General features: G+C 37.7%; 15 protein-coding genes, 1 tRNA gene and 1 pseudogene. 10 read left to right on the forward strand and 7 right to left on the reverse strand.

Features of this window, described 5'->3' with window-relative positions; all coding sequences use genetic code 11:
- Positions 1-103: 103 nt before the first annotated feature.
- Positions 104-1,510, forward strand: coding sequence for a dihydrolipoyl dehydrogenase (gene lpdA, locus R2Q78_RS09650; RefSeq protein ID WP_316791214.1), 1,407 nt, complete (start codon positions 104-106; stop codon positions 1,508-1,510).
- Between the two features lie 77 nt (positions 1,511-1,587).
- On the opposite strand, the gene R2Q78_RS09655 is transcribed toward lpdA, so the two are convergent.
- The 5 genes from R2Q78_RS09655 to R2Q78_RS09675 form a co-directional block, all read right to left on the reverse strand.
- Positions 1,588-4,782: an efflux RND transporter permease subunit gene (locus tag R2Q78_RS09655; RefSeq protein WP_316791216.1), complete on the reverse strand. Its 3,195-nt coding sequence runs from the start codon at positions 4,780-4,782 to the stop codon at positions 1,588-1,590.
- 50 nt (positions 4,783-4,832) lie between these two features.
- Positions 4,833-5,903 carry an efflux RND transporter periplasmic adaptor subunit gene (locus R2Q78_RS09660; protein WP_316791218.1) on the reverse strand — a complete coding sequence of 357 codons (1,071 nt, stop codon included), beginning with the start codon at positions 5,901-5,903 and terminating at the stop codon, positions 4,833-4,835.
- A 2-nt stretch (positions 5,904-5,905) separates the two neighbouring features.
- Complete coding sequence (locus R2Q78_RS09665; RefSeq protein ID WP_316791220.1) at positions 5,906-7,249, reverse strand: TolC family protein; 1,344 nt, start codon at positions 7,247-7,249, stop codon at positions 5,906-5,908.
- A 19-nt stretch (positions 7,250-7,268) separates the two neighbouring features.
- Positions 7,269-7,874, reverse strand: coding sequence for a TetR/AcrR family transcriptional regulator (locus R2Q78_RS09670; RefSeq protein WP_316791222.1), 606 nt, complete (start codon positions 7,872-7,874; stop codon positions 7,269-7,271).
- Between the two features lie 118 nt (positions 7,875-7,992).
- Positions 7,993-8,598: a TetR/AcrR family transcriptional regulator gene (locus R2Q78_RS09675; protein WP_316791225.1), complete on the reverse strand. Its 606-nt coding sequence runs from the start codon at positions 8,596-8,598 to the stop codon at positions 7,993-7,995.
- A gap of 155 nt (positions 8,599-8,753) precedes the next feature.
- On the opposite strand from R2Q78_RS09675, the gene murB reads away from it, so the two are divergent.
- On the forward strand, positions 8,754-9,773 hold the full coding sequence (murB, locus tag R2Q78_RS09680; RefSeq protein WP_316791227.1) for a UDP-N-acetylmuramate dehydrogenase: 1,020 nt from the start codon (positions 8,754-8,756) through the stop codon (positions 9,771-9,773).
- A gap of 171 nt (positions 9,774-9,944) precedes the next feature.
- Positions 9,945-10,475, forward strand: a complete 531-nt coding sequence (locus R2Q78_RS09685) for an RNA polymerase sigma factor (protein ID WP_316791229.1) — start codon at positions 9,945-9,947, stop codon at positions 10,473-10,475.
- Positions 10,476-10,507: 32 nt separating this feature from the next.
- On the opposite strand, the gene R2Q78_RS09690 is transcribed toward R2Q78_RS09685, so the two are convergent.
- Entirely contained in the window at positions 10,508-11,041 is a 534-nt protein-coding gene (locus R2Q78_RS09690) for an SRPBCC family protein (protein WP_316791231.1), read from the reverse strand.
- 277 nt (positions 11,042-11,318) lie between these two features.
- On the opposite strand from R2Q78_RS09690, the gene R2Q78_RS09695 reads away from it, so the two are divergent.
- The 4 genes and pseudogenes from R2Q78_RS09695 to R2Q78_RS09710 all read left to right on the forward strand — a co-directional run bounded on the left by R2Q78_RS09695 (position 11,319) and on the right by R2Q78_RS09710 (position 12,665).
- Entirely contained in the window at positions 11,319-11,714 is a 396-nt protein-coding gene (locus tag R2Q78_RS09695) for a DUF1398 domain-containing protein (protein WP_316791233.1), read from the forward strand.
- A gap of 139 nt (positions 11,715-11,853) precedes the next feature.
- Positions 11,854-12,030, forward strand: a pseudogene (locus R2Q78_RS21895) (hypothetical protein); the annotation flags it as partial.
- A gap of 243 nt (positions 12,031-12,273) precedes the next feature.
- A complete protein-coding gene (locus R2Q78_RS09705) occupies positions 12,274-12,432 on the forward strand; it encodes a hypothetical protein (protein WP_316791237.1) in 159 nt (52 codons plus the stop codon).
- A complete protein-coding gene (locus R2Q78_RS09710) occupies positions 12,432-12,665 on the forward strand; it encodes a cytochrome b5 domain-containing protein (RefSeq protein WP_316791239.1) in 234 nt (77 codons plus the stop codon). Before R2Q78_RS09705 ends, R2Q78_RS09710 begins: the two co-directional genes overlap by 1 nt.
- 67 nt (positions 12,666-12,732) lie before the next feature.
- Here R2Q78_RS09710 and R2Q78_RS09715 read toward each other — a convergent pair whose 3' ends face one another.
- Complete coding sequence (locus R2Q78_RS09715) at positions 12,733-13,653, reverse strand: PfkB family carbohydrate kinase (protein ID WP_316791241.1); 921 nt, start codon at positions 13,651-13,653, stop codon at positions 12,733-12,735.
- A gap of 142 nt (positions 13,654-13,795) precedes the next feature.
- Between R2Q78_RS09715 and R2Q78_RS09720 the strand changes: the two genes are divergently transcribed.
- The 3 genes from R2Q78_RS09720 to R2Q78_RS09730 all read left to right on the forward strand — a co-directional run bounded on the left by R2Q78_RS09720 (position 13,796) and on the right by R2Q78_RS09730 (position 19,677).
- Positions 13,796-13,869, forward strand: a tRNA-Asn gene (locus R2Q78_RS09720).
- Positions 13,870-14,023: 154 nt separating this feature from the next.
- Positions 14,024-18,985: an ELWxxDGT repeat protein gene (locus tag R2Q78_RS09725; RefSeq protein ID WP_316791243.1), complete on the forward strand. Its 4,962-nt coding sequence runs from the start codon at positions 14,024-14,026 to the stop codon at positions 18,983-18,985.
- Positions 18,982-19,677, forward strand: a complete 696-nt coding sequence (locus R2Q78_RS09730) for a hypothetical protein (protein WP_316791245.1) — start codon at positions 18,982-18,984, stop codon at positions 19,675-19,677. Before R2Q78_RS09725 ends, R2Q78_RS09730 begins: the two co-directional genes overlap by 4 nt.
- Positions 19,678-19,734 lie beyond the last annotated feature (57 nt).

Genomic DNA, 19,734 nt, shown 5'->3' on the forward strand with positions numbered 1-19,734 from the left:
CTGACAGTTGTTTTTGAATTGATTAAAGAAGTTACATTCTTTCTGATATGCGCCATATTTCCATATAGGTTTATTAACTTTGTGCCACAAAAAAATCCTTAATATGCAATACGATGTAGTTGTAATTGGCTCGGGCCCGGGCGGTTATGTAGGAGCAATCAGATGCGCTCAATTGGGCTTAAAAACGGCTGTTATAGAAAAATATAAAACTTTTGGCGGAACTTGCCTTAATGTGGGGTGTATTCCTTCAAAAGCTTTACTTGATTCTTCGGAGCATTATCACAACGCTGCTCATACTTTCAAAACCCACGGTATAGACCTCAAGGATCTGAAAGTAGATATGCCGCAAATGATTGCCCGTAAGAACGATGTAGTAGCACAAAATACAGCAGGTATACAGTATTTATTCAAAAAGAATAAGATTGATTCATTTGAGGGTGTTGGTTCATTTGTAGATAAAAATACCATTAAAGTAACCAAGTTGGATGGTTCTACCGAAACTGTAACAGCGAAAAATGTAATTATAGCTTCTGGTTCAAAACCAACTGCATTGCCATTTTTGCCAATTGATAAAAAACGCATCATCACTTCTACGGAAGCTTTAAACATTACAGAAGTTCCTAAGCAAATGATTGTTATAGGTGGTGGAGTAATTGGATTAGAGTTAGGTTCTGTTTATGCGCGTTTGGGTACGAAGGTTTCTGTAATTGAATTTATGCCTACCATCATCGGTACGATGGATGCAGGTTTAGGTAAAGAATTGCAGCGTGTGCTTAAGAAATCGTTAGGCATGGAATTCTTTATGGGACATAAAGTAACAGGCGCTACTGTAAAAGGTAAAAAAGTTACGGTTACCGCAACTAATGCCAAAGGTGAAGAACTGAAATTTGATGCTGACTATTGCATTGTGGCAGTAGGGCGTACTGCTTATACTGAAGGTTTAGGATTAGAGAACATCGGCATCAAAACAGAAGAAAGAGGAAATAAAATCCCGGTTAATGAGCATTTAGAAACATCTGTACCCGGTGTGTATGCAATAGGCGATGTGATTAAAGGAGCAATGCTTGCGCATAAAGCCGAAGATGAAGGTGTATATGTTGCGGAACGTTTAGCCGGACAAAAACCACATATCAATTATAACCTGATCCCGGGAGTTGTTTACACCTGGCCTGAGGTTGCGTCAGTAGGGTATACCGAAGAGCAATTAAAGGAGCAAGGCGTACAGTATAAGTCAGGATCATTTCCTTTCAAAGCCAGTGGCCGTGCTAAAGCAAGTATGGACACTGATGGCTTTGTTAAAGTATTGGCGGATGCTAAAACTGATGAAATTCTTGGTGTACACATGATAGGTCCACGTGCCGCAGATATGATTGCAGAAGCGGTTGTAGCTATGGAATTCCGTGCATCTGCAGAAGATATTGCGAGAATTTGTCATGCTCACCCAACATATACGGAAGCCATCAAAGAAGCAGCAATGGCAGCGACAGAAAATAGGGCGATTCATATTTAAATTGTAATCCTGTTATAAAATAAAAAGGGTCTCAGATTATTCTGAGACCCTTTTTATTTTATAATTGATTTGAAATACTAGTGACCATGATCAAGATCGTATTCCAATACATCCTTATGATCATATGGCTCAACCAATAATTCATCTATTGTTTTGCCTTTTTTGTTGAAGCCTAATTTGTCTAATATGATATCGAAAATTAAGTAAACAACCGGTACGACAATCAGTGTTAAGAATAACGAACTGGTTAGTCCGCCTACAATAACCCAAGCCAAACCATTTTTCCATTCGGCACCTGCACCACTTGCAATCGCAATAGGTAGCATACCAAAAATCATGGCAATGGTGGTCATCAAGATCGGACGTAAACGTGCGTGGTTAGCTAAAATAAGGGCTTCTACAGTAGTTTTTCCTTCTGCCTTCATGTGGTTTGTAAAATCCACAAGGATAATCGCATTCTTGGCTACCAGACCCATTAACATAATAAAACCTAAAATGGTAAAGATACCGATAGAGTTATTTGTCAATGCAAGTGCTAAGAACGCCCCGATTAATGCAAGAGGGAGCGAGAACATTACTACCAAAGGATACATAAAGCTGTCGTACAAAGCAACCATAATCAGGTATACCAGGATAATAGACGCCAATAAGGCAATACCCAGCGTACCAAAACCCTCTGCCTGATTTTCCTGATCACCCGCCCATGTGTAACTTACGCCAACAGGCGCTTTCAGCTTGCCATTTTTTTGCAATTCTTCCAGCTTTTTCTGAAAGTCAGCAACCACGGTTCCTGTTGGTCTACCAATTGATTGTGCTTTAACAGATACAGAGGTAGATTTATTTAAACGTTCCAGCTGACTTGGTCCAGAACCCTCTGTAATGGTTGCAAATTGTGAAAGTTTAATTTGTGCACCGGCTGAGTTTACAAAGATCAGGTTACGTACGTCATCAACATTTTTTCTATTGAAATCCTGATACTGGATGTTGATATCATATTCGTACTCGCCTTTTCTGTATTTACCATCAGTGTTACCAGCAAAAGCTGTTTGCATGGTTGAACCTACCGTTTGTAATGTTAAACCAACGGCAGACATTTTATCTCGATCTACCTGAACATTAATCTCAGGGGTTCCTTTTTCTACCGACAACTTAATCTCCGTAGCACCAGGAATAGATGCAAGTACTTTTTGTGCACCTTCAGCATATTTTAATGCACTATCCAGGTTAGATCCCATAACTACCAATTGTATTGGCGCATTTTCTGCAATACCCAGAATACTAATTGGTACAGTTTTTACTTTTGCTCCAACCAGTTCTTTTCCAAGCGCTCGACTCATTTTGGTCGCAAAAATATCGGAAGAAACGCCCTCTCTTTTTTCTCTGTCGACCAGCTTCACATTGATCTCAGATTTATAGGCAGTGGCCTGGCTACCACCAAAGTCGCCGCTTGACTGGCCAACTGTAGTAATTAACTGTGTGATTTCAGGTTGTTTGCTTAAGAAATCTTCAGCTCTTTGTGTATAAAAGTTGGTTTGAGTTAAAGGCGCATCTTTAGGTAATTCAATTTGTACCAGGAACTCACCTTTATCAGACTTAGGGAAAAACTCCGATCCGATAAAGCCAGCGCCTGCTAACCACATTGCCGCTACAAATAGTACGACAACCGCAAGTATGGTGCGTCTTTTATGGTTTAATGACCATGTTAAGATATTGGTAATCCATAAGGTGAATTTTTTTAGCTGTTTTTCAAACCAAAGGATAAAGCGGCCAAACATGTTTTTGCCTTCAATATGCTCTAGTTTACCATATCTTGAGAAGAGCAGGGGTACAATGGTAAACGAGGCCAATAACGAAAGCATCGTCGCAATAATTACTACCACACAGAATTGACGCAGGATGTTAGATACCAAACCAGAACTGATTGCGATAGGGAAAAACACTACCACAATTACCAATGTAATGGATACAACGGTAAAACCGATTTCCCTGGTAGCATCAGAAGCTGCCCTTACTTTATTCTTACCCATCTCCATGTGCCGTTGGATGTTCTCCAGGACCACAATTGCATCATCGACGAGGATACCTACCACGAGTGACAGTCCAAGTAATGACATCAGGTTTAGTGTAAAACCAAATAAACTGATACCAATAAACGTTGCAATTAACGATGCCGGAATAGATACCATTACAATTAATGCATTACGCAGACTGTGCAGGAAGAAAAGCATCACAAATGCGACCAATACAACAGCAAGCATTAAATCGTGGATAACGGCATCAGCAGACTCTAAAGTAAAGATGGAGCTGTCGTTAACAATTTTAATATCAAGTTTATTGGCTTCGTATTCTACCTTAAGCTTTTCAATAATGGCGTGTACACCTTTACTTACTTCTACAGCGTTTGCATCACTCTGTTTAATAATCTGAATAGCAATCGCACCTTTTCTATTGATACGTGCCAGTTTTTCAGTTTCTTTTTGTGAGTCCTGCACATCGGCTACATCACCTAAACGAATCTGTGCGCCATCTTTTGATGTTGTCAGAACTAGGTTTCTTAGTTCCTCAAGGTCTTTATATTTACCAGATAAACGAATTAAAACATCCTGATTTGCAGTTTTGACACTTCCAGTAGGGAAATCAAGATTGGAGCTTAAAATCATTTGCTGTACTGCAGGTACAGAAAGATTGTATCCCTGTAGTTTATTGGCATCCAAAGAAACCTGGATTTCTCTTTCAGAACCACCAACTAAGTTAACCTGTGCAATACCATTTACCCTCGAAATTACCGGGGCAATTCTTTGGTCAATCAGGTCATAGAAGGTAACATCATCCATATTTGCAGAGGCAGACATGGTAATTACCGGTAAATCGTCCAAGGAGAACTTACTCAGCGATGGCGTTTTTACATCTTCCGGTAACTGCGAAAGAATTGCATTTACCTTACGTTGTGCATCATTTAATGAAATGTCAATATTCGCTGCATCAGTTAGGGTAATGGTAACTGTTGATAAACTTTCGAATGAAACAGCGTTTATTTTTTTGATGTTTTCCATTGATGATACCGCATCTTCAATTTTCTTGGTTACGGTATTTTCTACCTCCGCAGGCGAAGCTCCGGGATAGATGGTCGAAATAGATACTACGTTGTTAGAGAATTTTGGTAATAACTCATAACCCAACGAAAAGTAACTTAATAGCCCCAGTAAAGTAAGTGCAGTAAATACTACAATTACCAGAGAAGGCCTTTTTATAGATATGTCTGTTATCTTCATTTTCTTTTTTTATTTGCGATTGCACTGGGCATATCGCTACTGTTATTGACTTATTTTACGATGGTAACAGCGCTGCCTTCAGCCAGGTTAATCTGTCCGCTTGTAATTACAGTTTCTCCTTCGTTTAATCCTTCAAGAATTTCAACATTATCACCCAAAATACGGCCTGATACTACTTTACGTAGTTTAGAAGTATTGCTTGCTTTATCCAAAACAAAAACCTGGTTACTGCTTACACTACCTACGAATGAGGTACGTGGAACCAATATGCTTGGAGCCTGTTTAGGGAAGTTGAATATAGCTGTTCCATACATTCCGGCTTTTATACTGCTTTTTGCATTATTTGCCACTTCAATTTCGATAGGGAAATTTAAAGTTGCATCAGCTTTTGCAGCGATGAAGGTAACTTTGCCTGAGAACTTTTCTGTAGGGAATACAGATGATTTAATGTCTATCTGATCGCCGATTTTAAGATTTGCTACCTGTGATTCGTTAACAGTCACTTTAAGCTTTAACTTTGAGACGTCAACGATTTCAAAAAGCTGGGTGCCTGGAGTTCCTGTTACAAATGCACCAACCTCTATATAACGTTTGTTGATGATACCGTTGATTGGAGATTTGATATTCGCATCGTTCAATTTACGCTGCGAAGCCTGTAAGCGTAATTTAGCATTTTGAGTAGATAGTTTTACCTGATCTAATTGTTGCTGGGTTACACCGCCGGTTTCATAAGAGCTTTTGTATCTGGCTTCATCTCTCAATGCATTCTGATAAGTCGCTTCCGCAGTTTCTCTGTCTGTATTGATGATTTCCGCATCAATGCGGGCCAGGACTTGTCCTTTATTTACCCTGCTGCCTTCATCAACAAAAATTTTGCTAACCCTTCCGGTATTTTCAGAAAGGAAATTCAATTCTTGTTTAGGTGCAAAGGTTCCGTTTACACTAAAATCAAGGTCAACTACTTTTTTTACTACATCTGCTACCCGAACGGCAACAGCACCACCACCTTCAGCGATAAATGCAGTTTTTGCTTCGTTTTTCTTCTTATTGTTAGTTAAAACATAAGCTATTGCGCCAAGGGCGGCAATAATTACGACGATTATGATAATTACTCTTTTCATTTCTATTGTGCTAGCGATTTAATATTTCCGTTTGATTTGATTAATTGTATTTCGGCTATTTTGTAATTCAACAAAGCCTGTGTGTAGCTATTCTGAGCTTCAGTAAGCGAGCTTTCTGTGTCCATTAAGTCAGTTAAAGAAGCCAAGCCATTGTTATAATTGTTTTGCGTGCTTTTATAAATTTCATCCGCCAGTTCCGCATTTTTCTTCTGTGCTTTAATGGTATTTAAGCTGTTCCGCAATTGTATTTTGGCATTTTCATACGCCATATTCAGCGCGTTTGTAGATTCTCTCCTGTCTTCTTTTGCTTTTTTGATATCCACATCAGCTTGTCTGATTTTTGAACGGGTCAGAAAACCATTAAAAATAGGTACTTTTAATGTTAATCCAACAGATGAAGCTCCAAAACCAATAGCTGCGCTATTAGAGCTCAGGAAATCGAAACCACCACTTTGACTGGAATAAGTATAGTTCCCAGTTAAAGCAAGAGTTGGATAGTACTCAGATACATACGCTTTCCGCTGTAGTGCTAAAAGTTTATCCTGTGTATTCAGTAATTTAATTTCTGTTCTGTTGTCAAGGCTGATCGAATCCGTAAACACAGGCAGTTGCGTTACTTCAGTAAGTTCTGTTTTTGGTAAAGTAATGCTGTTGCTTACCGGCATCCCCATTGAAAATTTCAATTGATTTTCTAATTGTGTAATTGCGTTTAATGTTTGCTCACGCTGTGTTTGCAGATTCGTCAGGTTCACATTGATGCGGTCTACATCAATTTTTTTAGCAAGCCCATTCTGATATTGATTAGAAACGATCTTCTCAACAACTTTTAGATTTTTGATGTTATTATCCAATACATTCAGTTGTTCGCGGTTTACCAGTACCTGGTAATAATTATTCGCAACCAATTCTATAATCTGTTCCTCTGTGAGTTGAGAAGTGAGTCGGTAATACTCTTCACTGGATCTTGCAGCCTGCAGTCCTGTGAAAACCTGTTGATTGAACAGCTGTTGCGAAAGTTGGATGCCAGCGGATGAATTCCAGTTTTGGCCCAGTTTAATAGATTGTGGACTGCCGCCGAAGTCTGCCACCAATTTTCCGATGATAGGGTTGTAAGTCAGTCCTGCATTACCGGTAATCTGCGGCAAAGCCTGTGCTCTTATCTCCTCAGTTTTGTATTTTCCTCCATCAATGTCAAGCTTTGATTTCCGTACTTTTGTGCTGTTTTGAATGGCATAATTTAATGCGTCCTTTAAGCTTATTGTCTGTTGTGCAGTTGCGACATTTGATAATATCAATCCCATCAGGAGTAACGGGATTATTTTTATCTGTTTAATTATTGTATTCATATGATATAGTTAGTGGTCTTTACTTAAGTCCTTTGACAAAAATTCTTGATAAATTAATCTGTTTTTCAAGCATTGTTTTAAACTCTTTTTTACTAGGGAATAGCTCTTTGTTTCCATGAAGGATGCATAAGGAACTAATGCCTGCTAAACTGTCCAGATACAAGTCGGCAGTCTTCTCCGCATCGGCTTCCGCAATTTCTCCGTTGTTTATTGCCTCTTGAAAAAGGCCAGCATGGAATTGCTTATTCTTTTCTTTCATTTTCATGAAATGTGACCTCAGCTCTTCAGAATTCAAAGAAGAATCCGGGCTTCCTCCCGACAAATGAAGCATATAATATTTTTGAAAAAAACGGTGCCCGATCTCTATGAATGAGAGCAGCTTGTCTCCTAATAAGACGATAGCAGCATTTTCTTTTTCTATCAGTTCAAAATAATCAGAGAAAATTTTATCAATCACACCTAGCACAAGGCTATTTTTATCAGGAAAATAATAGTATAAGGAGGGTTTAGATACCGACAAGTCTTCTGCAATTTCATTCATAGTGGTTTTATTAATGCCATAATGAATGAAACGTTTTATCGCCCCCTCTATAATAGTATCCCTTTTTTTATCTGTCTCTACCATTCTACTTTTTTACTTTTTGACTTTTTTATTTCAAGGGTCAAAAATACTGCCATAAATTTGGATAGAGAATTTTAGCGATAAAATCAATTAAAACTGACAGAAAAATGACGAATGTTGCTTATTTGGCTTGGAGTCCTGCCATATATATGTCTGCAAACATTTTTTCTTTGGTAAATATTTGCTTGAATTGTTCTTTTCCAGGGAACATTAGTTTTCCTTTACTCAAAATATTGAAGTGAATACCTGACAGTGCTTCTATAAATATATCTGTTGCGAGCTTAGGGTCTTCTATAACAAGTTCGCCACTTGCTACCCCTCTGGTAAATAATGAGCTAATAATGATTGCTTCAAAAGTTTTGGCCCTTTGAAATTTCTCGTAAAGGTCTTCCGGAAGTTCATTTCCTATGATTTGATTGGATTCAAAGAGATTGTAGTATTTTTGAATATAAGCTTGTCTTTTTTGGAGTAGTTTCAGTATGCCTTCAGTGGAAGTCTTTGTTTTGTCTATTGACTTTACTAGCTCCCTGCTCATCATATGCATTAAGTGCTCTACAGCGCTTACATATAGGCTTAATTTATCTGGAAAGTAATAATATAAGAGTGCTTTTGAAAAAGTGATGTCTTTGGCAATTTCTGTCATTGTCGTTTTTGCCAGACCATAATGTGCAAATCGTTTTAGAGCAGCTTCAATAATTAAAATTCTTTTTTTATCCTGATTTTCCATACAAATAATATCGGTCTCCCATCAAATAGTCTAAAATGTCCGATCTTTTAACAATCGAGAGGAAAAATAGGAAAATTTTTCAAATATTGATTTAAACATATTTATTACAGCCCTTTCAGTTACATTTGTACCGTTATTAATCTGTTCAAGTTTCTATGTCTGTATTGCAAAAAAACAAATCCTTAAAACCATATAATACTTTTAGTATCGATGTCACAGCAAAGCATTTTGCTGAGATTTTTAGTGAAAAGGATTTAGTAGAATTGCTTACTTCAGATCTGATTACTGAACAAGAATTGCTTGTCTTGGGTGGAGGAAGTAACGTTTTATTTATAAGGGATTTTGAAGGATTGGTTATCAAAATCAGTATTCCCGGGATTTCCTGCGTAGTTGAAGACAATGATGCTGTGATCGTTACCGCTGGGGCAGGTGTGGTATGGAATGATTTTGTCACATATTGTGTGCAGAATGGATTTGCGGGAGTTGAGAATCTGAGTCTTATTCCAGGCACAGTAGGAGCCTCTCCAATACAGAATATCGGTGCGTATGGCGTAGAAGTAAAAGATGTTTTCAGTTCGTGTATAGCTTATGAAATAGCTACTGGTACTTCGAGGAAGTTTAATTTTCAGGATTGTAAGTTTGGGTATAGAGATAGCATTTTTAAGAATGAATTGAAAGGAAAATACATCATCACATCGGTGAGTTTTATATTAAGTAAATCAGCCCGGCTCAATACGCAGTATGGGGCTATTCAGGATGAACTGAAAAACAGGAATATCTTAAATCCAAACATTTCGGATATTTCTGAAGTGGTTTCTAAAATAAGGGTTAGTAAGTTGCCTGATCCATCTACTATAGGTAATGCAGGTAGCTTCTTCAAAAATCCTGTAATAGATAAGGTTTTGTTTGAAAAAATACTCGATCAATTTCCTGATATAGTACATTTCCCCGTGGCGCATGATCGGATAAAATTGGCTGCTGGCTGGTTGATAGAACACTGCGGTTTTAAGGGAATCATTATTGGAAATACCGGAACCTGGAAAAATCAAGCCTTAGTACTTGTCAACCACGGTCAGGCAACAGGTCAGGAAGTGTATAGTTTTTCAGAACAAATTATAGATTCCGTTGATGCCAAATTCGGTGTAAGATTGGAAAGAGAAGTAAATATTCTGTGACATCCTGATATAAGGATATATACGCCCATAAAATTAATTTCATAATCTGGGATTTTATTTTTTGGTACATGAATTGTATATGTTTTAGTGTGTAAGATTAAACAAACTAGAATTCGCCACTCTAATTTTCTTGTTTGTTTTTGCTTGTTAAACCCTAAAACTTAAAACATTATGACAAAAAATGAATTTAATCTCCAGCTCAACGACCATTCAGTTTCTTTACAGTCATTCGCTTTAAATTTTACCAAAGACATTGAAGATGCTAATGATTTAGTGCAAGACACAATGTTGAAAGCGGTAACTTATTACAGCAAGTTTAAAGAAGGGACCAATTTAAAAGGGTGGTTGTTTACCATTATGAAAAATACTTTTATCAATAATTATAGAAGATTGGTAAAAACAAATTCACTGATTACTCAGTCTGATGATATTTCTTCTGCTAACCTGCACTATAGTGCATCTAAAAACAATAGTGAAAGTAAATTTATCATAGGCGATATCAATAAAGCGTTAGCTACCCTTCAGCCTGAATATTATGTGCCATTTATCAAATATTTTGAGGGCTTTAAATACCATGAAATTGCAGAAGAACTGAACATCCCTATTGGAACAGTGAAGACAAGGATTCACGTAGCTCGTCAGATTCTTAAAAAATACTTAAAGACTTACTCAAAAGAAATATTAGGCGCTGATGTCGCTTAACAAAAAAGCCGCTTACTAAGCGGCTTTTTTGTTTATTGCTTCTCTATAAACGCTTTTAAATTTGATAGTCCTTTGTCGTAGTCTTTTCCAATCATAGAGTCATAGGCGAGCGACATCCATCTTGAAAAGATGGATGTATTTTCTCCCTTGAAATCCCAGGTTACTTTGGTTCCTCCTGAACCAGTTGGCTCAAAATAGAATGAAGTCATTGCAATGCTTTCAAAAGGTTTGATAAAAACCAGTTTTTGGTCTATTTGCTTATAGGGATTTAATTTGTCCATGATAATTGCTCCTGTCCCAACTTCCTTGCCTTCCCAACTGAACTTTGATCCGGTAGAGGTACCATCGCCCGTTACATTAAATTTTGCTGCACTATCCATTTTCATCCATGGGTTCCAGGAGCCAAGATCATTTAGATTTAAGGTTTTCTGATAAACGATGCTATCGGGTTTGTTAATTTCTATTGATCTGCTTACATGATAAGTTTTAGGCAGAAACAGTCCGATAATGAAGAACAGTGTAACAAGTAATACTATAATGCCTGCCAGAATTCTAACAACTTTCATGGTTTTTTTATTTGGTTAAATAAATTTAACTCAAAATATTATTACCGACAAAATTTTATAACCTAAAAGAATAATGAATTTAAATTTAATCTCCCTGTTGCTTTTGAATTGTTCGTTATATCAACAATACCCGCAAAGTATTATATATCAACAAAGATTATAGTCCTAAGTATTTTCAAAATTTCATTCCAAATTATTATCCCAAAAACCGCATGGATGTGCGGTTTTTTTATGCGCTTGAATCTTAGTTTTATATCTTTAGACGGATAAAAAATTTATGAAATTTACAGTACAGCAAATAGAAGCGGCTCATGATCTGGTTAAGACCGGGGCAGACTTTCCAAAATATATTCAGGATATTATAAAATTGGGAGTTAAAAGATTTGAGACCTTTGTAAATGATAGTCATACAAAATATTTTGGTGCCGATGCCTACGAAACCTGTTCTAATCCCCAATATGAGTTGCTAAATATTTCCGATCGGAGCAATCCGGATCTTTTCATTACCTATTTAAAAGGCCACCAAAGAGGAGCGTCTGATTATTTTACTTTTTGCAGGCAGTGTGCGGAGACGGGAGTCGAGAAATGGATTGTCGATCTCTCAGATATGACTTGTATTTATTACGATAAATCCGGCGCCGAAATATTGGTAGAGCAAATACCTGTTCCTTAGTGGGGAGTTTTTCTTATTGATTTTATAATGAATTGTTTTTAATAAGATAACTCCTGCAAAATCATACTTTTGGATTGAATTATAAGAGTACATGAATTATACTTACCTACTGATAGATTTCATCCTTCTGATGATATCTATGTTCATCGCATTAAAAAAAACTCCAGGCCTTGCTGGTAATTGGAAATTTACGGTTCCGGCTTCCTCAGTGTCGGGATTATTATTGGCGATAAATTCATCAGTTCTTGTGCGTTTGGGTTCCTTGACTTTCAATTCGCAATATTTGCTAGGGAATTTCATAGCGGGTTTACCTGTAGAAGAGTGGTTGTTTTGTTTTCTTATGCCTTTTACGGCGTTAAATATATACATGTATCTAAATTTTAGATTTCCGCACAATGGACTAGATAAATTTAGTCTTACCTTAAGTAATTTATTGCTTGGTATTTTTGTCGCGGTCTTGTTTTTCTTTTATAGATCTGGCAACATATATCTTATAAGTATTTATGGGGCGCTCCTGTTGCTGTTGGGATATATAGAGTACGTGAATAAATTAAGATTTATGTACAGGTTTTACCGGGCTTACCTGTTTTGCCTGGTCTTATTTTATCCTGCATATTGGTTATTGACGGGTTTGCCGCAGGTATATGCCTATTTCATGTTGATTATGCTGCTGGCAGTTTACTTGTTTGAATTATTCAGAAATAAAGCCAGAGAATAATGGAATTACCTATTTATACCAAACAACAATTGGCTTTGCGCAATGGGCAGGACAAGCCGCAAATCTGGGTCGCCTATAAAGGTTTTATTTATGATGTCTCGGAAAGCAGGCTTTGGAGGAATGGAAAGCATTATGAACATTGGGCAGGGCAGGACCTAACTGATGAATTACCAGATGCCCCACATACTGAAACAGTTTTTGAAAAGTTTACAGTCATAGGGATATTAAAATAACAATGGAGCTATCTGATTAGCTCCTTTGTTATTTTAATAGCGACCCGTGTAAATAACGGATTTGTCTTTATGCGTCAATTGTGAATGAACTTAAATTTACAAATTCCTGAACGCGCGAGGCAACTTCTTCTGTGGAAAGATTCAGGATTTTCTCAGTGCCGAATTTTTCTACACAGAATGAAGCGAGAGCAGAACCGAAAATAATGGCATTCTTCATATTGTTGAAATTAACCGTTCCAACTTTTGCCATATATCCTATAAAACCGCCTGCGAAAGTGTCTCCGGCTCCTGTTGGATCAAATACCTCTGCTAAAGGAAGTGCCGGAGCCGAAAAGATCTTGTCTTCATGGAATAATAACGCTCCATGCTCACCTTTTTTAATGATCAGGTATTTTGGCCCCATACCCAGGATTTTCTTTGCCGCCTTAACTAATGAGTATTCTCCAGACAATTGACGGGCTTCTGCATCATTGATTGTAAGTACGTCAACCAATTTGATGGTTTCTAATAAATCATCCATCATAATGTCCATCCAAAAATTCATCGTATCCAGCACAATTAATTTTGGGCGGTTTTTAAGACGCTCAATGACCGTACGCTGCACAATAGGAGTAAGGTTGCCAAGCATCAGGTATTCGCAATCCTGATAGTTTTCCGGTATAATAGGGTCAAAGTTTTCCAATACATTCAATTCGGTAGCCAATGTGTCACGGCTATTCATATCATTGTGGTATTTTCCAGACCAGAAAAAAGATTTTTCGCCTGCTTTAATCTGCAATCCTTCAGTATCAATACCATGTTCTGTGAACTTGTCGATATTCTCTTTTCCGAAATCATCACCAATAACTCCGACGATTTTTGTGTTCTTATAAAAGTAAGAAGCAGCTAAACTTGCGTAAGTAGCGGCGCCACCTACTATTTTATCGGTTTTTCCAAAGGGAGTTTCAATTGCATCGAAAGCTACAGTACCTATGATTATCAGGCTCATATAAAATAATTAAAATTTTTTTTAAATTTTTTCACTGCAAATATTGCATAAATAATTTAAAAGCCCTAATATTGCATTCCCAAAACGAACAAGACTTTATGTTCTTTAAGAGTTCAAAAAGTACGTTTTGGTAGCCGGATACTCCTTCTTAGCTCAGCCGGTTAGAGCATCTGACTGTTAATCAGAGGGTCGCTGGTTCGAGCCCAGCAGAAGGAGCAGATTTAAAAGCCCATTTTCTATACGAAAATGGGCTTTTTTTTTGCCCTTTGTTCTGATAACTCCGGGTAGAGTAGAATCAGTTTTAACAATTATGCAAAATATTTGCGCTAATTATTTAGTTGTGTTATCTTTCAGCCATCTAATTACAATAATGAACAAACGCTATCTCATTTTGCTAGTGATGCTATGTATCGGTAGTCATCTTTTTGGACAATCATTTGTTAAAAGCTTTAATGCTGCAGGTCCTTTTGTAAAAATGAATAATGCTTTTTATTTCACAGCAGCCACCGAAGCAAACGGGATAGAGCTCTGGAAATCAGATGGTACAACTGAAGGAACATCGATGGTTAAGGACATCAATCCTGGCGTGAATGGCTCCAATATCCAAAATATCATTGTTTACAATAACAAAATCTATTTTTCGGCAACTGATCTTATTAATGGGGCAGAGTTGTGGACGAGTGACGGAACGGAATCTGGCACAATGATGGTTAAAGATATCAATCCCAATCGCGTAGGGTCAGGAAACCCAGGGTCAAATCCTCGTCAATTTACCATTTTAAATGGCAGTTTATATTTTTTGTGCAGTGTGGGTTCTTATGACAGCTCGCTTTGGAGGACTGATGGGACGGCCGGTGGTACCATTAGGATATTGGGTGGTGAAAATATGGGACTTAGCCAAATGAGAACCGTGGGAAACAGGCTTTACATCAATGGTGGAAATTATAACTGGGATTTATATGCTTCGGATGGGACCGCCGCAGGAACTAAACTGTTGGCAATAGAAGAGTATGGTTCTTTAGATCAAATTACTGTAGTTAATAATCAGCTGGTATTTGCGAAGAAATTTTCGTCAGGTCAAGGAACGAAAGTGTATAAATTGAACCCAACTGATGATAGTTTTCAAGTTCTAAAAACTTTTGTGCCTGCTGCCTATGGCGAGATTACCTTAAATAATTTGACCGCAGTTGGTTCCAACTTTTTCTTCGCACTACAAACCGATAATGGCTCAAGTGGATATACAGATGAGCTGTGGAAGAGTGATGGGACGAGTACAGGAACAATCTTGTTGAAGTCGTTCCCTTGGCAGCGACACATTAGTAACTCCAACATGCAAAACTTTGTGGCGCAAAATGGAAAGCTAACTTTCGCTTCTACTAAAGACTATTATCTGTGGACCAGTGATGGAACGCCAAACGGTACCATTCAAGTCTCTACAACGAAAATGGAGCCGAGCAGGACTCCCTTGTTAATGGGCCCGAAAATTTATTTCAATACCTTAACTAATCAATTATGGAGTTATGATGGCGCGATAGCAAAAAGTGAGTTAACCACTCCAGCTAAGGCTGATCAGTTATTCGAATTTGATAATAAGCTATTTTTTACTGTCAACAAATCAGTTACTTTCCCTAGTCCTGTTAAAATAGCTCTTTGGAATAACGATCCAAGCGCGTCATTAACCGTAAAAAGTGTATTTACTACAATCGAAAACAAAGGAAATTTTAACATTACTGCGAAGGCCAACAACCTGGTGAACATGGTAATTACCATTGTAAATAATGGGCAGAGAGAGTTGAATTTGGCTGAAATCAGTGTTGTAGGTGCCCCGTTTCATGTAACAGGAACTCCTGCTAGGACTCTTTCTTCAGGTTCTCAAACTACGTTCAACCTAATTTATACGCCTGGCAAAGAAGAAGTAATTAAAGGAAAACTAATTATCAGAAGTGATGATAATGAAAACGGAGTTTTCTCGGCGGATTTATCTGCGATTTCGAGTGGAAAAACTTCGCCGCCTGTCATTTATAGCGGTACACCACTTGAAAAAAGCATCACTTTTGCAGAAGAGAACCCAGAGTTTGTGTTGAGCAACGACAAAATCGATGAAAATATTGCTGTAGGATCACTGGTCGGATCATTAAATTTGACGAGCGCAACGGGGAGTGTTGCTTATTCATTCGCGTCCCAAGGTGACGGGAATGGAAGCTTTAAAATCGAAAATAATCAACTCAAAACAACCAAGGCATTTGATTATGAAATAAAATCAGTCTATAATTTGAAATTGGTTGCCACCACCGCAACTTCAACTGTCGAAAAAAGTTTTATTGTTCAGGTTAATGATGTGCAGGAAATTGCGCCAGTGATAAATCAATGTCTCAGCAAGGCGGAACTATTAAGCTATTCATTAAATGATGTAGCTTACACCAGTACTAAGTTGATTGCCATTGGCTCTTATGGTAAAATCATCAGCTCTGTTAACGATGGTAAAGATTGGAAAGTAGTTCCTTCTCCTGTGAATGCTACGTTAAACACCATTAAAATGTTTGAGCAGGTCGGTTACATTTTGAGTGATAATGTGATGTTAAAAACCGACGATGGGGGAGAGATATGGTACGTAATAGAAAAACCTGATGATGGATATCCATATTTGTCGAGAATGTATTTTTATTCTGCGACAATAGGCTTTTTATTTGGGGAAAATCAACTTTACAAAACGACAGATGGCGGGAAAAGCTGGAAAAAATTAACTGTTCCAGGTTTTGGGAATATACCGAACGCAATGTGGTTTATAAATGAAAATGATGGATTTAGCTGTGGCGCGTCTAAAATGTTTCTCTCTACCAAAAATGGTGGTGATACTTGGGAAGCTGTTAATTTGCCTTCTGAATTAAATACATTTACAAATTTTTTAGCACTGAATTTCACAAGTGCTACGGTCGGGTATGTTTCTGATCAGAATGGGAACATTTATCAAACCAAGGATGGAGGTAACCTGTGGAATAAAATAAGCACCACGGTTCCAGCCTCAACAATTACGTTTATTAATGCGAATACCGCATATATGTTAAATACTTCTGGCGATAATATATACAAAACAGTCGATGCCGGATTTACCTGGGCGAGAGAGTCATCCATTATGAGTGGAGCATACTTGAAAGGATTTGCAATGAAACCAGCCGGGGATAAGTTTTGCGCCGTGGGGTGGGGCAGTTCTTACAATAGCAATGCAAACCATGCAATTTTCCTGAAATCTGGTACTGATGAGTGGGTAAAAAGGTCATGTTTAAATTACAGTACGCTTTATTCTACAAGTTGGCATGACGATAAAATAGGATACGTTTTTGGCACAAACTCATTCAAAACGACCGATGGTGGAATTACCTGGAAGCAGATGTCCATTACTTTCGATTTTAATTACGGTATTAATCAAAGCTATTTTGTCTCTAAAGACATTGGGTATTGTAGTGGATACAGCACATTGCAAAAAACGATTGATGGTGGAGAAACATGGACTAAAGTTCCCACACCTTGGAATATATCACCTTCTGATATTTTTTTTATCGATGCCCAAAAAGGATTTGTAGCCACTGCTGACGGCATATATCGTACCACAGACGGTGCTGCTACTTGGCAACGGGTATCTAATATTCAAACGATTAGCGGGCCACAACTACAGTTTCTTAATCCTCAGGTAGGTTATGCAGCAAGTATTGGTTATACGACCTCCAAAACAACTGATGGAGGGGCAACTTGGTCAAACATAGCAGACGTGTCAAATATTAGTGTTCCATTAAATACTTATTTTTTCGACGAGCAAAATGCACTATTGGGCGCTACAAATGGTCAATTATATAAGACATCGGATGGTGGGGCAACTTGGACAGAGATTAAAACACAATTTCAGCTCGACAGCTATTCTTTTAGCTTTTACGATCGCTATCATGGCTATTTGATTTCCAGCAATTACAGTAATACTATCATTTTTGAAACCTTCGATGGGGGCGAAACCTGGAAGCAGGTGACCACCACTGATTATAGTATCCGTAAATTGAGAATTGCTGGCGATAATGCCTATGGCGTAGGTGGTTCAGCCGCAATTTTGAAATTAAAATCTACACAGGAAATGCCATATGTGAATTATATCACCGGAGATAAAATTGTAGCTAAAGGAGTGGTATCAACTTTTCGCGTTCCTGCTTTGGCAGGTGTAACTTATCAATGGAAAGTCAATGGCGCATCGCAGATCAACTACCAAAATAACAGCGTGGAAATTATCTGGAAACAAACTGGATTGTATGCCATTGAAGTAATACCCCAAAATGCCTGCATTGTTGGTTCAAAATACGCCATACAAGTTACGGTTCAAGATGTTGAAAATCCGGTAATTTCCGGTCAAAATCCAGTGCTTAATTACTCTCAGGCAGTAGAATATACGGTAATTCAACATCCTAATAGCACCTATTTATGGAAGGTTCCTGGTAGTGCTAGCTTCACGCCAGATGGCAACAAAGTAAGAGTGAATTGGGGATCTGTAGGTCCTGGGGTAGTGAGTGTTGCCGAAATATTTAACGATTTTAATTTGATGAAGACAGCTTCTCTACCTGTAGCGATTACCGGGTTCTCACCTACAAACTTTAGCGTAGGAACAACTAGTGTAACTTGTAAAGGGAGCAATAATGGTATTATAAACATCAAAGCAACTGCTAGCGGTTATAACTATTCGGCTGTTGTAACTGGTCCCAATAATTTTAATAACACTTATCCTTTTTCAACTGTTAAAGAAGTTACGGATCTAGTACCTGGAACATATTCAGTTTGCATCACCATTGTGGGTAATGAGTCATTTCGACAGTGTTACAACGTGAATATTACTGAACCAAAAGACCTCAGCGTTTATGCAAATGTCAAGCCAGATCAACAAACGTTGAATTTAACATTGGCCGGTGCTTCAACTTACTTCATTAATGTTAACGGAGTTGTTTATCAAACATCCAATTCGAATTTTGAAGTTAAGCTCAGTTCATCTACTAATACCGTACTAGTTTCGTCTGACATAACCTGTCAAGGGATGATTAAAAAAACGATTAACGTTGGCGGTGTTAATATATATCCGAATCCCGTAGTGAAAATGATGCACGTTGACCTTGGAATCTTAAATACAAAATCCGTAATCGTCAAGATTTCAGACTTGAGTGGAAAGTTGCTTTACAATAAAACTCAGCAAGGTACAGAAGGTACCATTCAGATAGATCTTGAGAACTTTATAACTGGAATATATATAGTTCAAGTGATTTCCGACAATCAAAAGCAAACGTTCAAGATTTTAAAACAATGAAGAAATTAGCAATTTTAGTCATATCGGTTCTATTGTTAGTGGGCTGTGGAAAAGATAAACCTAACGAGCCAAATCCAGTAGAACCAGTTAGTATAATTACACTAACTTCACCAGCACAGAATAGTGCGTGCATTACAGGAACTGCTATTTCTGCCAGCCAGAGTGCTGTTGAATTGAAATGGGATAAGGTGAATAATGCCACGTTGTACACCATTACGATTAAAGATTTGTTAACAGGCACTTCAACTGATTATACTGCCACCCAAAATCAGTTTACTGCTTCTTTAAATCGAAATACGCCTTATGCATGGAGTGTTGCTACACAAGCTAGTGTTGCCGCTGTAATCTCTAAAAGTGAAATATGGAAGTTTTATAACGCTGGAAATGGAATAACTTGGTATGCGCCATTTCCAGCTGATAATTTAATGCCAAGCTGGGATCAATCGGTAACTACCATATCAGGAAAGACTACGTTAACTTGGACAGGAGGTGATGCTGATAACGATATTCTTAACTACGATGTTTATTTGGGAACTACGTCATCTCCTCCGTTGCTGAAGAAAGAAATTGCTGAAGCTAAGCTGGAAAACGTTGAACTTACATCTAAAGTAAATTACTATTGGAAAGTTGTAACAAGAGATAAAAGTGGTAATACTTCTGAAAGTGGTGTTGTTCCATTTACGGTGAAATAGGAAATGCCTTTTCTTTAAAACTTAAATTATAAAGCGTAGCTAGATTAGTTCAAATCT

Source organism: Pedobacter frigoris, from assembly GCF_032678645.1.
Taxonomy (GTDB): Bacteria; Bacteroidota; Bacteroidia; order Sphingobacteriales; family Sphingobacteriaceae; genus Pedobacter; species Pedobacter frigoris_A.